Annotated in this window: 23 protein-coding genes; 9 read left to right on the forward strand and 14 right to left on the reverse strand. The window is 71.7% G+C overall.

The genetic code is table 11. The features are described 5' to 3' along the window. From DMB66_RS45980 to rsmD, 3 genes are all read right to left on the reverse strand, one after another. Positions 1-492 (reverse strand): hypothetical protein (locus DMB66_RS45980; RefSeq protein WP_125810428.1); only part of this gene is annotated, 492 nt, incomplete at its 3' end. Between the two features lie 91 nt (positions 493-583). Next, entirely contained in the window at positions 584-1063 is a 480-nt protein-coding gene (coaD, locus tag DMB66_RS45985) for a pantetheine-phosphate adenylyltransferase (protein ID WP_125810429.1), read from the reverse strand. Then, positions 1060-1635, reverse strand: coding sequence for a 16S rRNA (guanine(966)-N(2))-methyltransferase RsmD (gene rsmD / locus DMB66_RS45990; protein WP_125810430.1), 576 nt, complete (start codon positions 1633-1635; stop codon positions 1060-1062). Before rsmD ends, coaD begins: the two co-directional genes overlap by 4 nt. A 352-nt stretch (positions 1636-1987) precedes the next feature. Between rsmD and DMB66_RS45995 the strand changes: the two genes are divergently transcribed. Beyond that, the gene (locus DMB66_RS45995) at positions 1988-2917 is read left to right on the forward strand and encodes an LPXTG cell wall anchor domain-containing protein (RefSeq protein WP_125810431.1); all 930 of its coding nucleotides are present in this window, start codon (positions 1988-1990) and stop codon (positions 2915-2917) included. Positions 2918-3248: 331 nt separating this feature from the next. Beyond that, the gene (locus DMB66_RS46000) at positions 3249-4730 is read left to right on the forward strand and encodes a cell wall anchor protein (protein WP_125810432.1); all 1482 of its coding nucleotides are present in this window, start codon (positions 3249-3251) and stop codon (positions 4728-4730) included. Positions 4731-4832: 102 nt separating this feature from the next. Here DMB66_RS46000 and recG read toward each other — a convergent pair whose 3' ends face one another. Both recG and DMB66_RS46010 read right to left on the reverse strand, forming a co-directional pair. Further along, on the reverse strand, positions 4833-7034 hold the full coding sequence (gene recG, locus DMB66_RS46005; RefSeq protein ID WP_125810433.1) for an ATP-dependent DNA helicase RecG: 2202 nt from the start codon (positions 7032-7034) through the stop codon (positions 4833-4835). After that, complete coding sequence (locus DMB66_RS46010) at positions 7031-8875, reverse strand: DAK2 domain-containing protein (RefSeq protein WP_125810434.1); 1845 nt, start codon at positions 8873-8875, stop codon at positions 7031-7033. Before DMB66_RS46010 ends, recG begins: the two co-directional genes overlap by 4 nt. 168 nt (positions 8876-9043) lie before the next feature. Between DMB66_RS46010 and rpmB the strand changes: the two genes are divergently transcribed. Next, positions 9044-9235, forward strand: a complete 192-nt coding sequence (gene rpmB / locus DMB66_RS46015; protein WP_023561910.1) for a 50S ribosomal protein L28 — start codon at positions 9044-9046, stop codon at positions 9233-9235. Positions 9236-9301: 66 nt separating this feature from the next. Here the strand turns inward: rpmB and DMB66_RS46020 are convergent, their stop codons facing one another. Beyond that, the gene (locus DMB66_RS46020; RefSeq protein WP_125810435.1) at positions 9302-9760 is read right to left on the reverse strand and encodes a GNAT family N-acetyltransferase; all 459 of its coding nucleotides are present in this window, start codon (positions 9758-9760) and stop codon (positions 9302-9304) included. 19 nt (positions 9761-9779) lie between these two features. Continuing rightward, on the reverse strand, positions 9780-10718 hold the full coding sequence (locus DMB66_RS46025; RefSeq protein WP_125810436.1) for a thiamine-phosphate kinase: 939 nt from the start codon (positions 10716-10718) through the stop codon (positions 9780-9782). A 110-nt stretch (positions 10719-10828) separates the two neighbouring features. On the opposite strand from DMB66_RS46025, the gene DMB66_RS46030 reads away from it, so the two are divergent. From DMB66_RS46030 to DMB66_RS46040, 3 genes are read left to right on the forward strand one after another with little or no spacing between them, the layout of a single operon-like run. Continuing rightward, on the forward strand, positions 10829-11062 hold the full coding sequence (locus DMB66_RS46030) for an Lrp/AsnC ligand binding domain-containing protein (protein ID WP_125810437.1): 234 nt from the start codon (positions 10829-10831) through the stop codon (positions 11060-11062). Position 11063: 1 nt separating this feature from the next. Continuing rightward, on the forward strand, positions 11064-11705 hold the full coding sequence (locus tag DMB66_RS46035; protein ID WP_125810438.1) for a DUF3515 family protein: 642 nt from the start codon (positions 11064-11066) through the stop codon (positions 11703-11705). Between the two features lie 3 nt (positions 11706-11708). After that, positions 11709-12218: a tyrosine protein phosphatase gene (locus DMB66_RS46040; protein ID WP_125810439.1), complete on the forward strand. Its 510-nt coding sequence runs from the start codon at positions 11709-11711 to the stop codon at positions 12216-12218. A gap of 16 nt (positions 12219-12234) precedes the next feature. On the opposite strand, the gene DMB66_RS46045 is transcribed toward DMB66_RS46040, so the two are convergent. From DMB66_RS46045 to DMB66_RS46075, 7 genes are all read right to left on the reverse strand, one after another. Then, a complete protein-coding gene (locus DMB66_RS46045; RefSeq protein ID WP_125810440.1) occupies positions 12235-12930 on the reverse strand; it encodes a hypothetical protein in 696 nt (231 codons plus the stop codon). After that, positions 12927-13820 carry an ABC transporter ATP-binding protein gene (locus DMB66_RS46050; RefSeq protein WP_125810441.1) on the reverse strand — a complete coding sequence of 298 codons (894 nt, stop codon included), beginning with the start codon at positions 13818-13820 and terminating at the stop codon, positions 12927-12929. The genes DMB66_RS46045 and DMB66_RS46050 overlap by 4 nt, the downstream gene beginning before the upstream one ends. Continuing rightward, the gene (locus DMB66_RS46055) at positions 13817-14173 is read right to left on the reverse strand and encodes a GntR family transcriptional regulator (protein ID WP_125810442.1); all 357 of its coding nucleotides are present in this window, start codon (positions 14171-14173) and stop codon (positions 13817-13819) included. The genes DMB66_RS46050 and DMB66_RS46055 overlap by 4 nt, the downstream gene beginning before the upstream one ends. A gap of 128 nt (positions 14174-14301) precedes the next feature. After that, complete coding sequence (locus DMB66_RS46060; RefSeq protein WP_125810443.1) at positions 14302-14661, reverse strand: hypothetical protein; 360 nt, start codon at positions 14659-14661, stop codon at positions 14302-14304. A 24-nt stretch (positions 14662-14685) separates the two neighbouring features. Then, positions 14686-15789, reverse strand: coding sequence for a cystathionine gamma-lyase (locus tag DMB66_RS46065; protein WP_125810444.1), 1104 nt, complete (start codon positions 15787-15789; stop codon positions 14686-14688). Then, positions 15786-16781, reverse strand: a complete 996-nt coding sequence (locus tag DMB66_RS46070; RefSeq protein WP_125810445.1) for an NAD(P)H-dependent glycerol-3-phosphate dehydrogenase — start codon at positions 16779-16781, stop codon at positions 15786-15788. Before DMB66_RS46070 ends, DMB66_RS46065 begins: the two co-directional genes overlap by 4 nt. Continuing rightward, the gene (locus tag DMB66_RS46075; protein WP_125810446.1) at positions 16778-17554 is read right to left on the reverse strand and encodes a 1-acyl-sn-glycerol-3-phosphate acyltransferase; all 777 of its coding nucleotides are present in this window, start codon (positions 17552-17554) and stop codon (positions 16778-16780) included. Before DMB66_RS46075 ends, DMB66_RS46070 begins: the two co-directional genes overlap by 4 nt. Positions 17555-17682: 128 nt before the next feature. On the opposite strand from DMB66_RS46075, the gene cofC reads away from it, so the two are divergent. The 3 genes from cofC to DMB66_RS46085 are packed head-to-tail and all read left to right on the forward strand — an operon-like array spanning position 17683 to position 20917. Beyond that, complete coding sequence (gene cofC / locus DMB66_RS46080) at positions 17683-18354, forward strand: 2-phospho-L-lactate guanylyltransferase (RefSeq protein ID WP_233625323.1); 672 nt, start codon at positions 17683-17685, stop codon at positions 18352-18354. Between the two features lie 10 nt (positions 18355-18364). Next, on the forward strand, positions 18365-18562 hold the full coding sequence (locus DMB66_RS64630; protein ID WP_233625324.1) for a cold-shock protein: 198 nt from the start codon (positions 18365-18367) through the stop codon (positions 18560-18562). Between the two features lie 45 nt (positions 18563-18607). Continuing rightward, entirely contained in the window at positions 18608-20917 is a 2310-nt protein-coding gene (locus tag DMB66_RS46085) for an RNA degradosome polyphosphate kinase (protein ID WP_125810447.1), read from the forward strand. The last annotated feature ends 1 nt before the right edge of the window (position 20918 follow it).

A 20918-nucleotide genomic window follows, 5' to 3' on the forward strand; every position in this document is an offset into this window, starting at 1 on the left:
CGGCAGCGGCCGCTCGTTGTCCTCGCCCTGGAACGTGCCGATCTCCCGCAGCGCGTGCATCTTGTCGCGGCCACGCTCTATCGACGACAACGCCCTGGTCAGGAACTGTTCGAAGTTGGCCAGCGCGGTGTCGACGTAGTCGTCGACCTCCTCGCGCAGTCGCTGCGCCTCGGAGCGGGCCTCGGCGACGATCCGGGCACCCTCGTGCTCCGCCGAGACGGTGATCTCGTTGACCGAGACCAGCCGGGCGTGCTCCGTCTCACCTTCGCCGATGATCCGGTCCGCTTCGCGCTTGCCCGCGTCGATGATCTTGTCACGCTCCTCGAGCAGCGCCACCGCCCGGCGCAGGTCGCTCGGCAGCTCGGCGCGCAGCTCTTCCAGCAGCGCGATCATCTCGCCGCGGTCGAACATGAAGTTGGTCCGGGACATCGGCACCGAGCGTGCCGCCTCCACCATGGAGATGATCTCGTCGATGCGGTCGAGCGGATCCACCGGCGCCTCACTCCTGTCATCTCGCACTCACGCTGAGTGGTGCGATCACGTTACTGCCGTACCCGACTATGCGACCGCGAAGGGCACGCCGTCAGTTTTGCCGCAGTCGGGTCACGAGTCGTTCACCGACGAAGTCCGGGACGTAGGACGAGGCGTCCCCGCCCCACTTGACCACGTCTTTGACCAGACTGGAAGACAGGAACGAGTACAGCGGATTGGTGGGCATGAACAACGTCTCCACGCCGGAGAGGCCGATGTTCATCTGTGCCATCTGCAGCTCGTAGTCGAAGTCGCTGACCGCCCGCAGGCCCTTGATGACCACCGCGGCGCCCTGCGCCCGGCAGAAGTCGACCAGCAGGCCGTGGAAGGACTCGACCCGTACGTTGCCGTACGAGGCCGTGGCCTGCCGGAGCATCTCGATGCGCTCCTCGACCGCGAACAGCCCGGACTTCGAGTGGTTGATCAGTACGCCCACGATGACTTCGTCGAAGAGCCGGCTGGCCCGGCCGACGATGTCCAAGTGGCCATTGGTGACCGGGTCGAAGGACCCGGGACAGACCGCGCGTCTCATGATCGGCGACCGTACCAAAGCGTGGTCTCCCCGTAACGCCGGCTGCGTTCCTCGGTGACGCCGTCCACCCAGCTCAACGGCTCACCGCGGACCGCCGTTCGGGTCGAGCGCTCGAAGGTCAGCACCGCGTCGTCGGCGAGCCAGCCGTGCCGCACCAGCGCCTGCTGAACCTCGGCGACCTCGTCGTCACTCACCGCGTACGGCGGATCGGCGAAGACGATGTCGAACGGACCACCCTCGGGCGGGCCGGCGAGCACCTGGGCGACCTTGCCGGTGATCAGCCGGGCGGCATTGCCGACACGGAGCGTGACAATGTTGTCCCGGATGGCCCGGGACGCCTTGGCGTCGGCCTCCACTAGCAGGGCGTAGCTAGCGCCCCGCGAGAGGGCCTCCAGTCCGACTGCCCCGGAACCGGCGTAAAGATCAGCGAACCGGGCACCGGCCAAGTCGGTCATGGTGCCGAGAGCGCTGAAGTAAGCCTCCCGGACCCGATCCGACGTGGGCCGGGTCTGCGCACCGGGTGGCGCGGCGAGCCGGCGGCCGCCGTGTGCACCGGCGATGATCCTGGTCATGCGGCCTCAAGAGGGTCTGCGGATAGCACGCCATGACGCTACGCCACCACTGGGAACCGGCCCTGGCGGAGTGAATTTAACCGCTCCATCACCGGCCCGACAACCACGGAACGCATTGCCGCAAACGCTTACGGTGCATTAAAGATTTCGAATCCGCATCAACGCGTTTAGGCGCGCTTAAGGCTTTCCCATATTCGCGAACTTGGCTATGGTCGGTCGGCCGCCGACGAAACGCTGTCGGCTCGACGATGCGGGGAGGCGTCGTCGCTGGCTCCATCGCGCCGATCCCGCGATGGTTGCCGCCCCTAGCTTTCCCGCGCCGTACCCCCTCGATCTCTGTACAGGAGTAGGCGTGAACTTCAAGTCCCCGCTGCGCCGCACCGCGGTTCTGACCGCAGGTGCGCTCATCGGCCTGAGTGGCGCCTTCGCGCTCGCCGGGCCCGCCAGCGCCCACCACAACGAGGTTTCCGGTGTGGCCAAGTGTGACACCGTGACCGGCGACTGGCTGGTGACCTGGACGGTCAACGCCAAGTCTGGCTACGAGCACAACCCGCCGACCTACAAGTGGACCAAGGTGGCCCTGACTCCCGAGGACACCAAGATCGACAACGCGAAGCTCGCGGTGACCGGCGAAGAGCTGGCTGACAACCAGCCGCTCACCGGCGTCCAGCGGGTGTCCGCCAAGCACGAGGGCGCTTCCCTGACGGTCGGGGCGGAGTGGAGCAACAGGAACGTCGCCGAGAAGACCGGCAAAGTCACCTTCGAAGGCAAGTGCGAGAAGACCCCGGGCGAGGAGCCGCCGCCCCCGGTCGACGAGGAGCCGCCGGCGACCCCCGAGGAGCCGACGACTCCGCCGGAGGTCCCGGCGGACCTGCCCGGTGAGCCGGAGCCGATCTTCGAGGCCGACTGCGACACGATGACGATCGGCCTGGACAACCCGGTCGACGGCGTCAAGTTCACGCTGAAGTTCAAGACCAGCAAGGGCGAGGAGCGCACCCTCGTCATCAAGCCGGGCGAGAAGAAGAGCGAGACCTTCAGCGCCACGCCGGGCTTCTCGATCAAGCTGACGTTCACGGCCACCGTCCAGGGCCAGAGCTTCTCCGAGACCACGACCATCGAGTACGAGCAGCCGAACGACTGTGACAGCGACGGTGGCGGTGGCGGCCTGCCGCTGACCGGTGCCGCCGCGGGCAGCATCGCGGGTGGCGCGGGCGGGCTCCTCGCCGTCGGTGCCGGCCTGTTCTTCATGGCCCGTCGCCGCAAGGTGAAGTTCACCGCCTGATCAGTTCCGCGCAAAAGGGGCGTGTCGGCCATCACCCGGTCGGCGCGCCCCTTCGCCGTCCATTGTAGGAAAAAGTGCCACAGATCGACACTCACCGCATCGATGACGTACCTCTCGGTAAACCATTTATCTCGGATAAGCCACAACAGCCTTAGCGACACCTGAGGTGTTTCCCAGGACCGTCTAAGTAGCTATCGTCAGGCCGAATCGCCGACGAAACGCTGTCGGTTCGACGGCGCGGGGAGGCGTTGTCGCTGGCCCCGCTTTCCTTGGCGGGAGCGTGCCGTCTTCCTGTGCCGTGCCCCTTGTTCCGCCGTCACATGGAGTACGCGTGAAGTTGAACTCCCCGCTCAAGCGCGCCGCGACCGTCCTCGCAGGCGCGCTTCTCGGCCTGACCGGACTCGCGGTCACCGCGGGCCCCGCCAGCGCCCACGCCACCTCGATCACCGGTGTCGCCGACTGCGTCAACGGCGCCCGGATCGTCACGTGGACGCTGACCAACGACTTCGGCACTGACGCCACCGTCGGAGAGTTGACAACGGCGCCCAATGCCGTCGACGACCTGCAGAACGGCACGGTCATCCCCAAGGCCGAGTACTACCACGGTCTGGGCAAGAAGGTCGTTGTTCAGCGGATCACGGCGGCCGACGCCACCGAGGCCGTCGTCTCCTTCATCTCCCGCTGGCCCTCTGACGGCTACACGGACGAACGGCGCGAGGGCAAGGTCCAGCTCACCGGCCCGTGCTCGCCGCCCGCCGAGACCTGCGTCCAGCCCGGTCAGGCGAAGTTCACGCACACCTTCGCCGTGAAGGAGGACGGGTCCACCGCGACCGTCACCCTCGACGAGGGCATCAAACTCTGCGAGGGCGAGCCGGTCACGCTGGTCTCCTACTTCGCGCCGAAGCCGCAGTTCTCGGTCCCGCAGTACGCGTTCGACCAGGACACCGACGAGATCACCAACGAGCAGCGCTCGGTGACCCTGACCGTCGACGTGCCGAAGTGCAACACCCAGGTCGACCTCTTCTTCGGTGGCAAGGACGACGTCATCTCGGAGATCACCAAGGACGGCAAGCGCTACGGCGACCGCAAGCTGGGCAGCAGGAACGGCCTCGGCAGCCGCTCGGTGGGCCCGCAGGGCTGGTTCAACGGCGGTGCGAACGGCTGCCAGACCCCCGCGGTGGAGCCGCTGTCGCAGTGTGACGGCACGGTGGCCGTCAACCTCAGCAACGACGGCCTGACCGACCGGTATCCCATCGACTTCACCGTCAAGGCGGGCGCGTTCAGCAAGACCGTCACGGTGACCAAGGGCAAGGGCGAGACCGTCAACGTCCCGGCCGGCTCGGGCACCATCACGGTCTCGGCTGACGGCATGAAGGACGTCGTCTACAACTGGACGCCGCCGGCCGACTGCCCGCTGCCGAGCATCACCGTGGAGAACGACTGCGAGACCGTCACGATCACCGTGGAGAACCCCAAGGGCGTCGTGCCGGCGACCGCGAAGGTCACCTACGGCGACAAGACCAAGTCCGTGACCGTGGCGGCCGGCAAGTCGGCGAAGGTCACCTTCGACGTCAGCAAGGCGACCTTCGCGACGATCGACTTCCCGGGCCTGGACGTGGAGCCGGTCAAGGCCACGCTCGGCGAGGTCGACTGTGACAACGGCGGTGGCGGCGGCGGCGACTCCGACGATCCCGGTCTGCCCGTCACCGGCCCGGTGGCCGGCGGCATCGCGGGTGGCGCGGCCCTGCTGCTCATCGCGGGCGGCGCGCTCTTCTTCATCGCCCGGCGGCGCAAGGTCACCTTCACCGCCTGATCCACCAGCAAGCCCAGCAAGCGCCTGACAGACAGGGGTGCGTCGGCCGCCACCGGCCGGCGCACCCCTTTCTCCGCACCACGCGGGGTCAGCCGCGCAGGATCATCCCTTTTCCAGATATTCGGCGCGTTCCTCGTCCACCAGGGCCGCGATCGAGGCCAGCAGCGCCGGGTACTTCGCCAGGGTCGGGTCGTCGGCGACCAGTTCCATGGCCTCCGCGCGGGCTTCGGTGATCAGCTTGCTGTCCCGCAGCAGCGACAGCAGCCGCAGGTGGCTGTGCTTGCCCGACTGCGAGGCGCCCAGCACGTCGCCCTCGCGGCGTTGTTCGAGGTCGAGCTCCGCGAGCCGGAAACCGTCCGTTGTGGACGCCACGGCGTCGAGGCGTTCGCGGGCCGGGGTGCCCTCCGCCGCCTCGGTCACCAGCAGGCAGATGCCCGGCGCCGAGCCCCGGCCGACCCGGCCGCGCAGCTGGTGCAGCTGCGAGACGCCGAAGCGGTCGGCGTCCATGATGATCATGACGGTGGAGTTGGGCACGTCGACGCCCACCTCGATCACCGTCGTCGCGATCAGCACGTCCAGGTCCCCCGCCGCGAACCGGCGCATGACCGCGTCCTTCTCGTCCGCCGGCAGCTTGCCGTGCAGGATGCCGAGCCGCAGCCCGTGCAGCGGGCCCTCCTCCAGGATCGGCGCGACCTCCATGACGGCCAGCGGCGGGCGGCGGGCCGGATCGGAGTCGCCTGGTGGCTCCTCGCCCTCCTCGGCCTCCGCCGAGCCGATCCGCGGGCACACCACGTATGCCTGGTGACCCGCCTTGACCTCCTCGCGCACCCGCTGCCAGGCCCGCTCCAGGAACGCGGGCCGTTCCGGCGGCACCACGTGCGACGCGATCGGCGAGCGGCCGCGCGGCAGCTGGGACAAAGTGGATGTTTCCAGGTCGCCGTACACCGTCATCGCGACCGTGCGCGGGATCGGCGTCGCCGTCATCACCAGCACGTGCGGCGGCTGCGCGGCCTTGGCCCGCAGCGCGTCGCGCTGCTCCACGCCGAAGCGGTGCTGCTCGTCGACCACCACCAGGCCGAGATCGTGGAAGTCGACCCCCTCGTACAGCAGCGCGTGGGTGCCCACCACGATGCCGGCGCTGCCGTCGGCGACCTTGGCCAGTGCGGCCCGCCGGGCCGCCGCGCCGAGCGACCCGGTGACCAGCGTGAGCTGGGTGCCGTTCGGGTCGCCGTCGAGCTCACCGGCCCGGCCCAGCGCGCCGAGCTGCGCGCCGATGCTGCGGTGGTGCTGGGTCGCCAGCACCTCGGTCGGGGCGAGCAGCGTGGCCTGCCCGCCCGCGTCGACGACCTGCAGCATCGCCCGGACCGCCACCAGCGTCTTGCCCGAGCCGACCTCACCCTGCAGCAGCCGGTGCATCGGATGCGCGCGGGCCAGATCGGCCGCGATCTCCTCGCCCACCTGGGCCTGACCCTCGGTCAGCTGGTAGGGCAGAGCAGCGTCGAACGCGGCCAGCAGCCCGGCCTTCCCGCGCGGCCGGGACCTGCCGGGCGACGCGGCCGCCCGGGCCTTGCGCTGCACAAGCGTCAGCTGTACGGCGAAAGCCTCGTCCCACTTCAGCCTGTACTTGGCGAGGTGCAGGTCCCTTTCGGAGCTGGGCCGGTGGATCTCCCGCAGGGCCTTGCCGATGCCGATCAGGTTGCGGCTGGCCCGGACCGTGCCCGGCAACGGGTCGTCCGGCGGCTGGAAGGTCTCCAGCACCTCGCGCACGTACCGGGTGATCGTCCAGGTCGGCAGGGCGGCCGCAGCCGGATATACCGGGATCAGCGCGCCGGCGAACTCCTCGATCTCCTCGGCCGCCTCGTCCTCGGTCGCGTCGGCCTTGAGCAGTTGGTATGCTGGCCCGTTGAGCTGGCGCTTGCCGCGGAAGTCGGTCACCTTGCCGGCGAACAGCCCCCACCGGCCGGTCCGCAACTCCCGCTCGCGCCAGGCCTGGTTGAAGAACGTGCACGTCAGCGTGGCCCCGGAGCCGTCGCCGACGGTGATCTCCAGCATGGTGCCGCGGCGCTGGCGCATCGGCCGTACCGTCGTGCTCTTGACCTGGGCCAGCAGGGTGACCTGCTCGCCCACCTCGAGCTTGCGCAGATCGGTGTGCTCGCCACGCTCGTCGTAGCGGCGCGGGAAGTGGTAGATCAGGTCACCGGCGGTGTGCAGGTCGAGGTGGGTGGCGAGCGCCTTGGCCTTGGCCGCGCCGAGCACCTTCGCCAGCGGGGTGGCGGTGGTGGTCACGGTCTTCGTGTCGGTCATTCCACTCCTACCAGCAGGTGGTAGCGGGGCTGGCCGCCCGCGTAGCTCTGCAACTCGACGAACGGCCACGCACTGGTGACGTGGCCGCGCAACCGTTCCTCGAGCTCGGCCGGGGCGTCCGCGCCGAGCACCAGGGTGACTAGCTCGCCGCCGCCGCCGAGGAGCCCGTCGAGGAGCCGGCGGCAGACCTCCTCCAGGTCGGCGCCGATGACGTGCACCTCGCCGTCGACCAGGGCGAGCAGGTCGCCGGGGCGGCACCGGCCGGCGACGGTGAGGGCCTCCCGGCCGGCTGTGCGGACCTCGCCGTAGCGGCAGGCGCCGGCGGCCTCCGCCATGGCGATGACGTCGTCGCTGAACCGCCGCCCGGGATCGCGCACGGCGAGCGCGGCGAGGGCCTGCACCGGCGACCGGGTGGGCACGACGCTGACCCGCACGCCGGCGGCGGCGGCCTCCCGCGCGGCGGACTGGGCGACGGCGTGGGTGTTGGTGTCGTTGGGCAGCAGCACGACCCGGCCGGCCCCGGTGGCGGCGATCGCGGCGAGCATCTCGGCGATCGACGGATTGCGGTCGACCACGGTGGCGCCCTCGGCGGCGAAGATCGCGGTGAGCCCGTCCCCGGCGGCGACGACCACCGTGGCGCGCGCCTCGGGATCCGGTGTGCGGGCGGTCGCCGGCGGATGCGGCTGCTCGGGAGTCTGCCCGGGATGGTGCGCATGCCGGGCGGCTGTGCTCCGGGCCTCCTCGAGGCGGGTGTCTTCCAGAAGGGTGTCTTCCAGGCGGGTGTCTTCGAGGCGGGTGTCTTCGAGGCGGGTGACGGAGATCCGGTGCGGCCGGCCGGCGGCGATGCCCGCCTCGATCGCGGCGCCGACGTCGTCGATGGCGACGTGCACGTGGACGTTCCAGGTGGGTGGCTCCCCGTCGCCGGTGCCGACGATCACCAGCGAGTCGCCGAGCCCGCCGAGGGTCTCCCGCGCCGGCTCGACGGCCTCGGGCGTCGCGTCGAGCAGGTATTGCACCTCGTATCCGAAGCCCCCCGGGGCGCTCCCCCGCGTGACCTCGCCTCGATGAGGCGCACCGGACCGACCAGCTGCCGTCCGCGCGGCATCCGGCCACCCGGCGTCGGTCGTGGGCGAATCGGCTCGGGCCGCCGCGAGGCAGCCCGGATCCGGGCTGCCTCCGGCCGAGCCCTCCGGGTCGGCGGCGGGAGTGGGGGTGCCGGTGATGTTCAGGGCCTCGACCAGGGCTTCCAGGAGAAGAACCAGGCCGCGACCGCCCGCGTCGACCACCCCCGCGCGGGCCAGGATCGGCAGTTGCTGGGGCGTCCGCGCCAGGGCCTCCGCCGCCGCCCGGGCCGCGGCCCGGGCCACCGCGACCAGATCGTCCGAGGCGGTCTTTCGCGCGCCCTCGGCCGCGGCCGCCACCACCGACAGAACCGTGCCCTCGACCGGCTTGGCCACCGCCGCGTAGGCCGCCTCGCTGGCCGTGCGCAGGGCCCGGGTGAGCTCGCCGCCCCGCACCGCCGCCCCGGTGGCGAAGGCGTCGGCCATGCCGCGCAGGATCTGCGACACGATGACGCCGGAATTGCCCCGGGCCCCCAGCAGCGCGCCCCGGGCCATCAGGCGCATCGCCTGGCCGAGCCCGCCCGAGCCGGCCGGCTGCTCGGGGGCGGCGTCCAGGGCCTGTTGGGCCGAGGTCAGGGTGAGCACGAGGTTGGTGCCCGTGTCGCCGTCGGGGACCGGGTAGACGTTCAGCTCGTCGATCTCGCGCTGGTGCGCCCGGAGCGCGGCCAGCCCACCACCGCACCAGCGGCGTACCGCGGCGGCGTCCAGGGAGTCCAGCACGCGAAAAGCGTACTAAGCAGCACCGACATTCGCCGGATGCCGGGGTCGGTGCCGGGTCTGGGCAGGGGCGATTGGCTGTCCCACCCGACCATCGGGTAATCTGGCCAGGTTGCCCGGATGTTCGCCGTCCGGGGCACCCTCAATTGCTTTCAATCCCAGGAGTACCCCGTGGCTAGCGTGTGCGACGTCTGTGGCAAGGGACCGGGCTTCGGCCACAACGTGTCCCACTCGCACCGGCGGACCAACCGCCGCTGGAACCCGAACATCCAGTCGGTGCGCACCCCTGCCGGTGGTGGCAACACCAAGAAGCTCAAGGTCTGCACCTCGTGCATCAAGGCCGGCAAGGTCGTCCGCGCCTAACCCTCAGCATCGCGACAGCCCGCCGGTTCCTCGGAACCAGCGGGCTTTTCGCGTGCCCGCGAAGGGTCAGAGCACCCGGGCGTAGGAGAGCACGCCCTCCTCACCCTTGTAGTAGCCGAAGTCCTCGATGCGCTCGTATCCGCGTTTGAGGTACAACCCGATCGCTTCCGGCTGCTTGTCGCCGGTTTCCAGGATCACCCGCTTGCGGCCGCGCTCGCGGGCCGACTCCTCGATCGCGGCGAGCACCCGGCCGGCCACCCCGCGCCCGCGCGCCGCCGGCATCGTGAACATCCGCTTGAGCTCCGCGTCCTCGCCGTGCGCACGCCAGCCGGCACATCCCAGCAGCTCAGCACCCGCGTAGGCGACGAAGAACGCCCCGCCGGGCGGGGCGAAGTCGGTGGCTGCCACGGGCGTGTCGTCGCTCGTCCCGTCGTACCGCCGGCTCAGCTCGGCCATCGCCTCGGCTATCAATCGCTGCACCGCGGGCTCGCCGAATCCGGCCTCGCGGACCTTGATCTCTTCCACGCCGCCCAACATTAACGACTCAGCGGAAGTGGTCCCAGCCCGTGCCGCCCTGCCAGGGCCGCCGGTCGACCGTGACGCCGGTGCCCTCGTGCACGCTGCCGACCGCGCGCCAGCCCGGCGGCAGCGCCACCCCGGGCGGGAACGTCGCGGCCAGGGCGTGGTCGTCGCCGCCGGCGAGGAGCCAGACATACGGGTCCACGCCGAGCGCCGAGGCGGCGTCGCGCATCTGGTCGGGCACCTCGAAGGCGGCCCGTTCGAGGTTGACGCCGACCACGCTGGCCGTCGCGACGTGGCCCAGGTCCTGCAGCAGCCCGTCGGAGATGTCGATCATCGAGGTGGCGCCGAGCCGGGCCGCGGCGGGACCGGCGGCGTACGGCACCTCGGGCCGCCGGTAGGCCTCGACCAGCAGCTTCGGCGTCCGGAAGCCCCGGGAGAGCACGGTGTAGCCGGCGGCGGCGTGCCCGGTGCGGCCGGCGAGCGCCACCACGTCGCCGGGCTGCGCGCCGCTGCGCAGGACCGGGTCGCGGCCCTGCAGGTCGCCGAGGGCGGTGACCGCGATGGTGAGCGTGGGGCTGGACGACATGTCGCCGCCGACCACGCCTGCGCCGACCAGGCTCGCCTCGGCGGAGAGCCCGCCCGCCAGGTCCTCGGCCCACCGCACCTCGAGATCCGTGGGCACGCAGAGGGCGACCAGCAGGGCGGTCGGGTTCGCCCCCATGGCGGCGATATCGGCCAGATTCGCCGCCGCCGCCCGGTGCCCGACGTCGGTGGCGCTCGACCAGTCCCGCCGGAAATGCCGGCCCTCGACCAGGACGTCGGTGCTCGCGACGACCCGCCGGTCCGGCGCCGCCACCAGCGCGGCGTCGTCACCCGGGCCGAGCAGGCTCGCGGCGCCGGTTTCGAGCCGCGCGACGATCCGGGCGATGAGCCCGAACTCCCCCGCCTCCGCGATGCTCAACGTCCCACCGTTCCTCTCGAGTTCAGCGTGCCCGGCAACCGCGCTGTCGACCGGCTCCGTACTGTAGTTTCACGTTCGGGTCGCCTGCGGCGGCGGATAGGAGTCTGATCGTGGTCCAGGCATACATCCTCATCCAGACGGAGGTCGGAAAGGCCCGTGACGTGGCCGCCGCAATCGACAAAATCAATGGTGTGGTGCGCGTCGACGCGGTCACCGGGCCCTACGACGTCGTGGTACTGGGCGAGGCGCACAGCGTCGATGAACTGGGCCGGATGATTGTGAGCAAAATCCAGTACGTGCCGGGCATCACGCGGACGGTCACCTGCTCCGTGGTAAATCTCTGACATGGTCGACGTACACGTGCGCCCCGATTCTCAGCCCCCGGCACCGGACCGGACGACCCGCAGCGCCGCCCTGTGGGCGACCGTGGTCGCCGTACCGGTCGCGGTGCTCGTCGGTCTGCTGATCTTCACGCGGATCGTCCCGGAGGCCGGCAGCGCGGCGCCGAGCCCGGCGGTCACCCAGCCGGCGGTCGTGCCGACGGCGGCGGTGCCGATGGCCGCGCCGGCGCTGGCGGCCCGCCCGGCCGAGGTGTGCCTGGCCGTGACGTCGCAACTGCCGATCAAGGTGCGCGACCTGGCAGCCCGCAAGGTCAGCGCCGGACCGGAGCAGAACGCCGCCTACGGCGAGCCGGCCCTGACGGTGGCCTGCGGCGTAGCCCGGCCGAAGATGTGCGCGTCGCTGGACGACACCGGCACGGGCTGCGTGCCGATGGACACCGAGCTGATGACCATGAACAGGGTCTGCTGGTATGCCGACGCGCAGGCCGCCGCCACCATCTTCACGACCATGGACCGCGAGGTCCCGGTGCGGGTCACCGTGCCGAAGCAGTACGCGCAGCCGGCCCAGTGGGCCAACGAGTTCTCCGACATCGTGGTGAAGACCGACAAGTCGGTCACCGCCGGCGTCCCGAGCGGTTGCGCCTAGTCGATGAGACCGACGCTGCACGTGATCGCCTGGCCCGGTCCGGGGCGGCTGGCGACGATGGCGCACCCGCGTGGCGGCGACTGGCTGGCCGACGAGATGACCGGCCTGGCAGCGGCCGGCGTCGATGTCTTCGTCTCGGCGCTGACCTGGGAGGAGGATCGCCGGCTCGGGCTCACCGAGGTGGCGGCCGCCGCCTCGGCGGCCGGCATCGAGTTCCTCTCGTTTCCGATCGCCGACCGGGGCATCCCGCGGGCCGGCGACATGACCGACATTGACGTCGTGACCCTCGGCGTCCGGCTGGCCGCGCACGTCCGGGCGGGCCGCTTCGTGGTGACGCAGTGTTTCGCCGGCATCGGCCGCTCGACCCTGCTGGCCTGCGCCACGCTGGTGATGCTGGGCGTGTGCCCGGAGCCGGCGCTGGAGCTGGTGGCGCAGGCGCGTGGCCTGCCGGTCCCGGACACCGAGGCCCAGCGCGACTGGCTTTACGCGTTCGCGCTGAACCACGGCGGTTGAGCGAGCCCCGGCAGTCTCAGGTGGCGCCCCGTCGGATGGCGACGTCGCGCAGCTCCCGCTGGTACAGCAGGGTGGCGAGCGCCGTCACCGCCAGCGTGATCAGCACCGCCGCCGCGTAGGGCACGAACCGCACGTCGAAGCCGCCCTCCTCGTTGACGCCGAGCAGGGCTTCCGCCGCCCCCACCGGCAGCACGGCGAGCGGAAGCAGCGCCAGCCCACCCCAGGCGCCGAAGCGGTAGAAGCCCGCGCTGGCCGCCCCGCCGGTCGCCAGGAACGCCAGTGCGGCGGGCAGGACGTGACCGAACTCGCGCAGCGCGGTGCCGAACGACGTGGCCGGATATCCCACCGGCAGCGGACCGCCGAGGCTCATCAGCAGCTGCTCGCCCGCGTGCCCGAGCGGCACGGCGGCGGCGAACAGGACGGCCACCAGCACCCCGGCGATCGCCGCCCCGGCCAGGAAGTCGTGCCGGGTGACGCCGTTGGCGACGAACTGCCGCAGGTGCAGGCTGACCAGCAGCACCCCGACCACGCCGAGCCAGTACTTCGCGGCCGCGCCGGCGATGACCAGCCAGAGGCTGAAGGTCGGCTCGGTGAGCATGGTCACCACCGTCATGCCGATGCCCACGCAGAAGATCATCGTGGCCCAGAACCACAGGGCGACGGGCCGGTAGATGCGGAGCAGGTTGAGGGCTACGAGCCGGCGTGGGCTCATCGCAGTGCCTCCGTTCGGCGGGTGCCGTCGGCGGCACCGGAGGTGAGATGGACGAAGAGGTCCTGGACGCCGACCGGGGCCAGGGTGAGCCCGGCCGCCCGGGCCCGGGTGGCCTCGTCGTCGTCCAGCGCGCCATAGAGGGTGGCCTGCCGGACACCGCCCAGGCTCTGCTCGCTCAGCACGGTGCGCCCGGCGACGAACGCGTCGACCGCCGCGACCGGCCCGGTGACGGCGACCCCACGGGCCTTGAAGGTTTCGGTGTCCTCGTGCAGCAGCAGCCGGCCCCGGTCGATGACGATCACCTGCTCGAACAGGCCGGCCACCTCATCGATGAGGTGGGTGGACAGGATGATCGTGCGCGGGTGGGCCAGATAGTCGGCGAGCAACTCGCGGTAGAACGCCGCCCGCGCGCCGGCGTCCATGCCGAGGTAGACCTCGTCGAGGATGGTCAGCGGGGCCCGCGCGGCCAGCCCGAGCACCACGCCGAGGCTCGACCGCTGCCCCCGCGACAACGCCGAGACCCGCTTGCGGCGGTCCAGCTCGAAGACGTCGACCAGGTGCTCGGCGTAGTCAGCGGCGAAGCTCGGGCGCAGCCGGGCGGCGAAGTCGAGGACCTTGGCGATCCGGTCCTGCTCGGTGACGTCGAGGCTGTCGCGGATGAACGCGATGTCGCGCACGAGCGCCCGGTTCTCGAAGGGGTCGGCACCGTCGAACCGCACCGTGCCGGCGGTGGCCCGGCGGTAGGACGCGAGGACGCTGAGCAGACTGGTCTTGCCGGAGCCGTTGCGCCCGAGGAGCCCGTAGATCTTGCCGGGCTCGAGGTCGAGGGTGAGGCCGTCGACCGCGACGGTGTCGCCGTAGCGGACGGTGAGGTCGCGCAGGGAGATCATCGCGGGCCGTCCTTCAGGAATGCCACGATCTCGTCGATGTCGACGCCGACCATCCGGGCCTCGGCGAGCATCGGGGCGACCACGTCGGCGAAGAACCGCTCGCGGCGCTGGTCGCGCAGCCGGGCGCGGGCGTCCGGGCTGACGAACATGCCGATCCCGCGCTTCTTGTAGAGCACGCCCTCGTCGACCAGCTGGGCGAAGCCCTTGGCCGCCGTGGCGGGGTTGATCTGGTAGAACGCCGCGTACTGATTGGTGGACATGACCTGTTCGCCCTCCTTGAGCGTCCCGCTCAGGACGTCGTCCTTGATGCCGTTGGCGATCTGCTGATAGATGGGACTGCGGTCGTGGAACACGACAGCCTCCCTAGTTCTGCGGTTCATTACTCATGTAACGAACCATAGAGCCAGCGCGGCCCGCGCGCAACGTCGGATTCGGGACCGTCGGATTCGGGGCCGTCGGATTCGGGGCCGTCGTGTGCGGGTCAGCCGGCGGTGAAGGTCTGCGGCAGGGCCCCGGCCTCCCACAGCTCGTCGAGGTGCGCGAGGAAGCCGACCAGGCTGCGCTCCAGCTCGCGACGCTCGGCCGGGGACAGCATGGCGAGCGGGTCGGAGAAGACCAGACCCTCCGGGTGCCTGGCCCGGGTGCCGACGAACTTGCGGCAGGCGGTGCACCAGACGTAGCTGACCAGGGTCGGGCGCCGGGCGTTCTCGGGCGCGGTCACGTACGCCCGCACGCTGCGCCGGCCGCAGGACGGGCACTCCCGCTCACCGGGCCGGACGAACAGGCTCTCCCCCTGCGCCAGCGCCGTTATCTGATCCCCGCTGAAGCTGCTCCACGCCATGGCCGCAGACCGTAGTAGCCGTTCTCAGGCCGCGTCGAGCGCGGCCGTCAGGTCGGCGACGAGATCCGGCGCGTCCTCGATGCCGCAGGAGAGCCGGAGGAAGCCGGGCGCGGTGTCGTCGCCCCACTGCGCGCGCCGGTCGGCGGTGGTGTGCAGGCCGCCGAACGAGGTGGCGGCGAAGACCAGCTCGGCGGCGGCCAGGAACCGGCCCACCCGCTCGGCGCTGCCCAGGTCGAAGGAGATGATGCCGGGGATGCGGCGCATCTGCGCGGTCGCGATCGGGTACGACGGATCGGTGGCGAGCCCCGGGAAACGCACCCCGTGCACGTCGTCGCGGCCGGCCAGGAACTCGGCCAGCACCACGGCGTTCCCGCTCTGCCGGGCCAGCCGCAGATCCAGGGTGGCCAGCGAACGGTGGGCCAGCCAGGCGTCGAACGCCCCCGGCACCGCACCGGTCTGCGCCCGCCAGGTGGTGACCTTGGCCAGCAGCTCCTCGTCGTTGGTGGCCACGTAGCCCAGCAGCACATCGGAGTGGCCGGTCAGCGCCTTCGTGCCGGAGGCCACCACCAGGTCGGCGCCCAGCTCCAGCGGGCGCTGGCCGAGCGGCGTCGGCGTGGTGTTGTCCACCGCTACCAGCGCACCGGCGGCGTGCGCCGCGGCCGCGACCGTACGGATGTCGCAGACGTCCAGGCCCGGGTTGGCCGGCGTCTCCAGCAGCACGAGCCGGACCCCTTCGAACGACGGGTACGGCCCCGCGGTCGGCACCAGCAGTGTCCGCACCCCGAGGCCGCGCAGCGTGCCCTCGGCGAACGCGCGCACGGTGAAGTAGCCGTCCGACGGCAGCGCCACCGTGTCGCCGGCGCGCAGCGTCGAGAGCAGCAACGCGGTGATCGCCGCCTGCCCGCTCGCGAAGGCCAGCGCGGATCCGCCCTCCAGCTCACCGATGGCCCCTTCGAGCGCGCGGCGGGTGGGGTTGTCGGGGCGCCCGTACCCGTTGACTCCCGGGCCGTCGACCGGATCCAGGTGGTACGGCGCCGCGAACACCGGGCCCGGCAGGAACGGCTCGCCCGGCACCGGCTCGGGCAGCCCGGCGTGCACGACCCGGGTCCCGTCCCCCGCGAAGGTCATTCCGGCTTCATCTCCCGGCCCATGAGCAGCTTCACGGCCACCCGGGGATCCACGCCCTCGTGGCACACCCGCTCCACCTGCTCGGTGATCGGCATCTCGACGTGGTGCGCGTGGGCCAGGTCCCGGATGGCCAGGCAACTCTTGACGCCCTCGGCGGTCTGCCGGGCGGCGCGCTGCGCCTCCTCCAGCGACTCGCCGCGGCCCAGGTGCTCGCCGAAGGTCCGGTTGCGCGACAGCGGCGACGAGCACGTGGCGACCAGGTCACCCAGCCCGGCCAGGCCGGCGAAGGTCATCGGGTCGGCGCCCAGCGCCACCCCGAGCCGGGCCGTCTCGGCCAGCCCGCGGGTGATCAGCGAGGCCTTGGTGTTGTCACCCATGCCCATCGCCGTGGCCATCCCGTACGCGAGCGCGATGACGTTCTTGACCGCACCGCCCAGCTCGCACCCGATGACGTCGTCGCTCGTGTACGGCCGCAGGTAGGGCAGCGCGATGGCCTGCTGCACGAGCTGCGCCCGGTCGGGGTCGGTGCCGGCCACCACGGTCGCGGCCGGCTGCTCGGCGGCGATCTCGGGCGCCAGGTTGGGCCCGGAGACCACCACCACCCGGTCCATGTCGACCCGGGCGGTCTCCACGATGACCTGGCTCATCCGCTTGGTCGTGCCGAGCTCGATGCCCTTCATCAGCGAGACCAGGGTCGAGTCCGGCGGCAGGTGACCGGCCCAGTCGGCGAGGTTGCCGCGCAGCGTCTGCGACGGCACCGCCAGGAAGACCAAGCTGGCCCCGTCGAGGGCGGCGGCGAGGTCGCTGGTGGCGGTGACCCGATCGGGCAGCTTGACGCCGGGCAGCGCCGTCTCGTTGATGCCGTCCGCCCGGATGGCGGCGGCCACCGACTCGCGGCGGGCCCACATGGTCACCCCCGCGCCCGCGTCCGCCAGGATCTTCGCGAACGCCGTACCCCAGGCGCCCGCGCCCAGCACCGCCGCGCGCCTCATGCTCCGCCGTCTTTCCGCATGTCCTCGTGACCCTCGCTTCGCTCGCCCACGCCGTCTGTTCCGGTGTTCCAGGTGCGGCGCGACACCTGGTAGAGCGGGGGTGGCTGCTCATCGCGCAACTCGGCGAGCAGATCCCGGGTCGCCAGCTGGATGGCCTCGGTCATCTGCTCCAGCACCGCGCGGGTGGGCGCCTCCCGCTGCCAGCGGCTGAGGTCGACCGGCTTGCCCGCGCTCACCCGCACCGGCACCCGGCGGCCCAGCGAGACCTTGCCGGTCCGGACGTCGTGCACCTGCTGGGCGCCCCACGTCGCCATCGGCACGACCGGGGCGCCGGTGACCAGCGCCAACCGGGCCGCGCCGGTCTTGCCCCGCATCGGCCACAGGTCGGGCTCGCGGGTGGTCGTGCCCTCGGGATAGATCACCACCACGCCGCCCTGGTGCAGGGCGTCGATGAGCGAGTCGAGGGACTTCACCGCCTCCACACTGCCGCGTTCCACCGGGATCTGCTGGGTCTTGCGGAGCATGAAGCCGACGAACGGGACCCGCCAGATGCTGGCCTTGGCCAGGAACCGCGGCCACCGCCCGGAGTCGTAGATGAAGTGCGCGACCAGCAGCGGGTCGAACTGGGACATGTGATTCGGCGTGACGATGAAACCGCCGCCGGGCGGCAGGTTCTCCACCCCGGTCCAGGTGCGCTTCGTCCAGACGCGCAGAGCGGGCAGCACCAGCCAGACCGCGAGCCGTCGCCAGAATCCGAGCTTGCGCCCCGCCACGGTGCCTCCCTGCTCCCCGCGGCGGGCCCCGCGCCGCCGTCCCCCAGGCCTCGCACGAAATCATGCCTGCTCGGGGTCGTCCTAGCCAGGGCGGGGCCCGCCCGGCGAGCGGTGGCAGGATTGTCGGCGTGTCAGGAGCGGACTGGACGGCGGTCATTCCCGTCAAGCGCCTCAGCGCGGCCAAGAGCCGGCTGCGGGGCGCAGTCGCCGACGCCCGGCACGAGGAGCTCGCCCTGGCGATGGTCCGGGACACGGTAGCCGCGGTCCGGGCCTGCGCGGCGGTGGGCGATGTGCTGGTCGTCACGGACGACCCGGCCGCCGTGGCCGCGGTGACGGCCCTGGGCGCCCGGTCGGTGCCGGACCGGCCCGGCGCCGGCCTGAACGCGGCCATGCGCTTCGGTGCCGACCTGGTCGCCGGCCTCACCCGGCGCCGGGCCGTGCTCACCGGCGACCTGCCCGCGCTGCGCCCCGCCGAGCTCGGCGAGGCCCTGGCGGCCGCCGGGCCGGGCCGCAGCTTCGTCGCCGACGCGGCCGGCACCGGCACGGTGCTGCTGGCCGCGGGCGTGGGCACCGCCCTGGATCCGCGCTTCGGGGTCGGCTCGGCCGGGGCGCACGCCGCCTCGCGCGCCCGGCCGCTCGCCGGGGCGTGGCCGGGGCTGCGGCAGGACGTCGACACCGCCGACGATCTGCGCGGGGTGCTCGCCCTGGGCGCCGGCGAGCACACCTGCGAGCTGCTGCGTGATCTCGGACTCATCGCGGAATGCGGCTTCACCGGTGTGCCCGGCGGCCCGCCCCGGTAGCGTTCGGGGCATGCAGGGCACCGTGGCGACGTTCGACGCAGACACCCACACCGGCACGCTGCTCCTGGACGACGGCAGCGAGCTGGCTTTCCCGGCCGCGGCGTTCGACGCCTCCGGTCTGCGCCTGCTCCGCCTGGGGCAGCGTGTGACGATCTCCGCCGGCCCGGACGGCGCGGTGAGCAAGGTCGAACTTCCTGGAATCAGGTGAGCTTCGTTCATTTCCCGTTCACCCTGAACGGGCGATGATGGACCGATGACCACGCCGCCCCGGACACCCGACACGACCGTGCCCGCTGCGGCTCGCCGCCGCGGCCCCAACGGGCGGTTCGTGCCGAGCACGGAAGAGACCGCCAGCACCGACCCGAGCAGCACCGACCCGAGCAGCACGAAGATCGCCGACGCGACCGCCATCGAGCCGACGGAGCCCGCCGTGACAACCGCCGCCACCGTGGACGACGACACCACCGCGACCGACCCCGAGCTGCCCGAGCTGCCCGAGCTGCCGGAGGACAGGTTCCTCAACCGCGAGCTGTCCTGGCTCGACTTCAACGCCCGGGTGCTGGCGCTGGCCGAGGACCCCGGCACCCCGCTGCTGGAGCGGGCCAAGTTCCTGGCCATCTTCGCCGGCAACCTGGACGAGTTCTACATGGTCCGGGTCGCCGGCCTCAAGCGCCGGCTCAAGGCCGGCCTGCCGATGCGCGGCGGCGACCGTTCGTCGCTGCGCCACCAGCTGGAAATGATCACCGAGCGCGCCGCCGACCTGGTCACCCGGCACGCCGCCTGCTTCGGCGAGGAGGTCCGCCCGAAGCTGTCGGCCGAGGGCATCGAGCTGGTCAGCTGGGCCGAGCTGGACGCGCCGGAGCGCGAGCGGCTGCGCACGTACTTCCGCGAGCAGGTCTTCCCGGTGCTGACCCCGCTCGCGGTCGACCCCGCGCACCCGTTTCCCTACATCTCCAGCCGTTCGCTGAATCTGGCCGTCGCCCTGCGCGACCCGGCCGGCAACGGCGCCGAGCTGTTCGCCCGGATCAAGGTGCCGAACAACGTGCCGCGCTTCGTCACCGTCCAGAACGACGGCCGCGGCGCGCGCTTCCTGCCCGTCGAGGAGCTCATCGCCGCCCACCTGGACCAGCTCTTCTCCGGCATGCGGATCCTGGAATGGCACCTGTTCCGGGTCACCCGCAACGCCGAGTTGGAGGTCGACGAGGACCGCGACGAGGACCTGCTGCAGGCCCTCGAACGCGAGCTGGCCCAGCGCCGCTTCGGCCCACCGGTGCGGCTGGAGGTGGCCGCCTCGATCAGCGACCACGTCCTCGACCTGCTCAGCCGCGAGCTGGAGATGGACAGTCAGGACGTCCTGCGGGTGCCCGGCCTGCTCGACCTGTCGGGCCTGTGGCAGGTCTTCGGCGAGTGCGACCGCGACGACCTCAAGGACCGGCCGTTCGTGCCGTCGACCCACCCGCAGCTGGCCGACGGCGAGGTGCCGCGCAGCGTCTTCAACCGGCTGCGCGAGTGCGACATCCTCGTGCACCACCCGTACCACTCGTTCTCCACCAGCGTGCAGCGCTTCATCGAGCAGGCCGCCGCCGACCCCAACGTGCTGGCCATCAAGCAGACCCTCTACCGCACCAGCGGCGACTCGCCGATAGTGGACGCCCTGGTCGACGCCGCCGCCGCCGGCAAGCAGGTGGTCGTGCTGGTCGAGGTGAAGGCCCGCTTCGACGAGGTGGCGAACATCGCCTGGGCCCGCACCCTGGAGCGGGCCGGCTGCCACGTGGTCTACGGCCTGGTCGGTCTCAAGACACACTGCAAGACCTCCCTGGTGGTGCGCCAGGAGGGCAACCAGATCCGCCGCTACTGCCACATCGGCACGGGCAACTACCACCCGAAGACGGCCCGGCTCTACGAGGACTTCGGCATGCTCACCGCCGATCCCGAGGTCGGCGCGGACGTCACCGATCTGTTCAACGTGCTCACCGGTTACAGCCGGCAGACGGCCTTCCGGCGGCTGCTGGTGGCTCCGCACGGCGTCCGGGCCGGGCTGATCGAGCGGATCGAGGAGCAGGCCGACATCGCCCGCGCGGGCGGCCAGGGCCTGGTCCAGTTCAAGGTGAACTCGCTGGTCGACGAGGAGACCTGCGACGCGCTCTACCGGGCCTCGCAGGCCGGCGTCCGGATCGACCTGGTCATCCGGGGCATGTGCGCGCTGCGCCCGGGGGTGCCGGGGCTGTCGGACAACATCCGGGTCCGCTCGATCGTCGGCCGGTTCCTGGAGCACTCGCGGGTGTTCCGGTTCGGCGCCGGCGACGACGGGGAATACTGGATCGGCTCGGCCGACCTCATGCACCGCAACCTGGACCGCAGGGTGGAGGCGCTGGTCCGGGTGACCCTGCCGTCCGCGCAGGCCGACATGCGCAACGTCCTCGAGCGGTCGATGAGTGACGAGAGCGAGGGCTGGGATCTGGCCGGCGACGGCACCTGGCACCGGCGCAGGTTCGCGCCGTCGGAGCCGCACATCCACCTGCAGGAGGCACTGCTGCGCCGGGTCATCGGCAAGGCGGGCTGAA

It is taken from the genome of Actinoplanes sp. ATCC 53533, assembly GCF_003947245.1.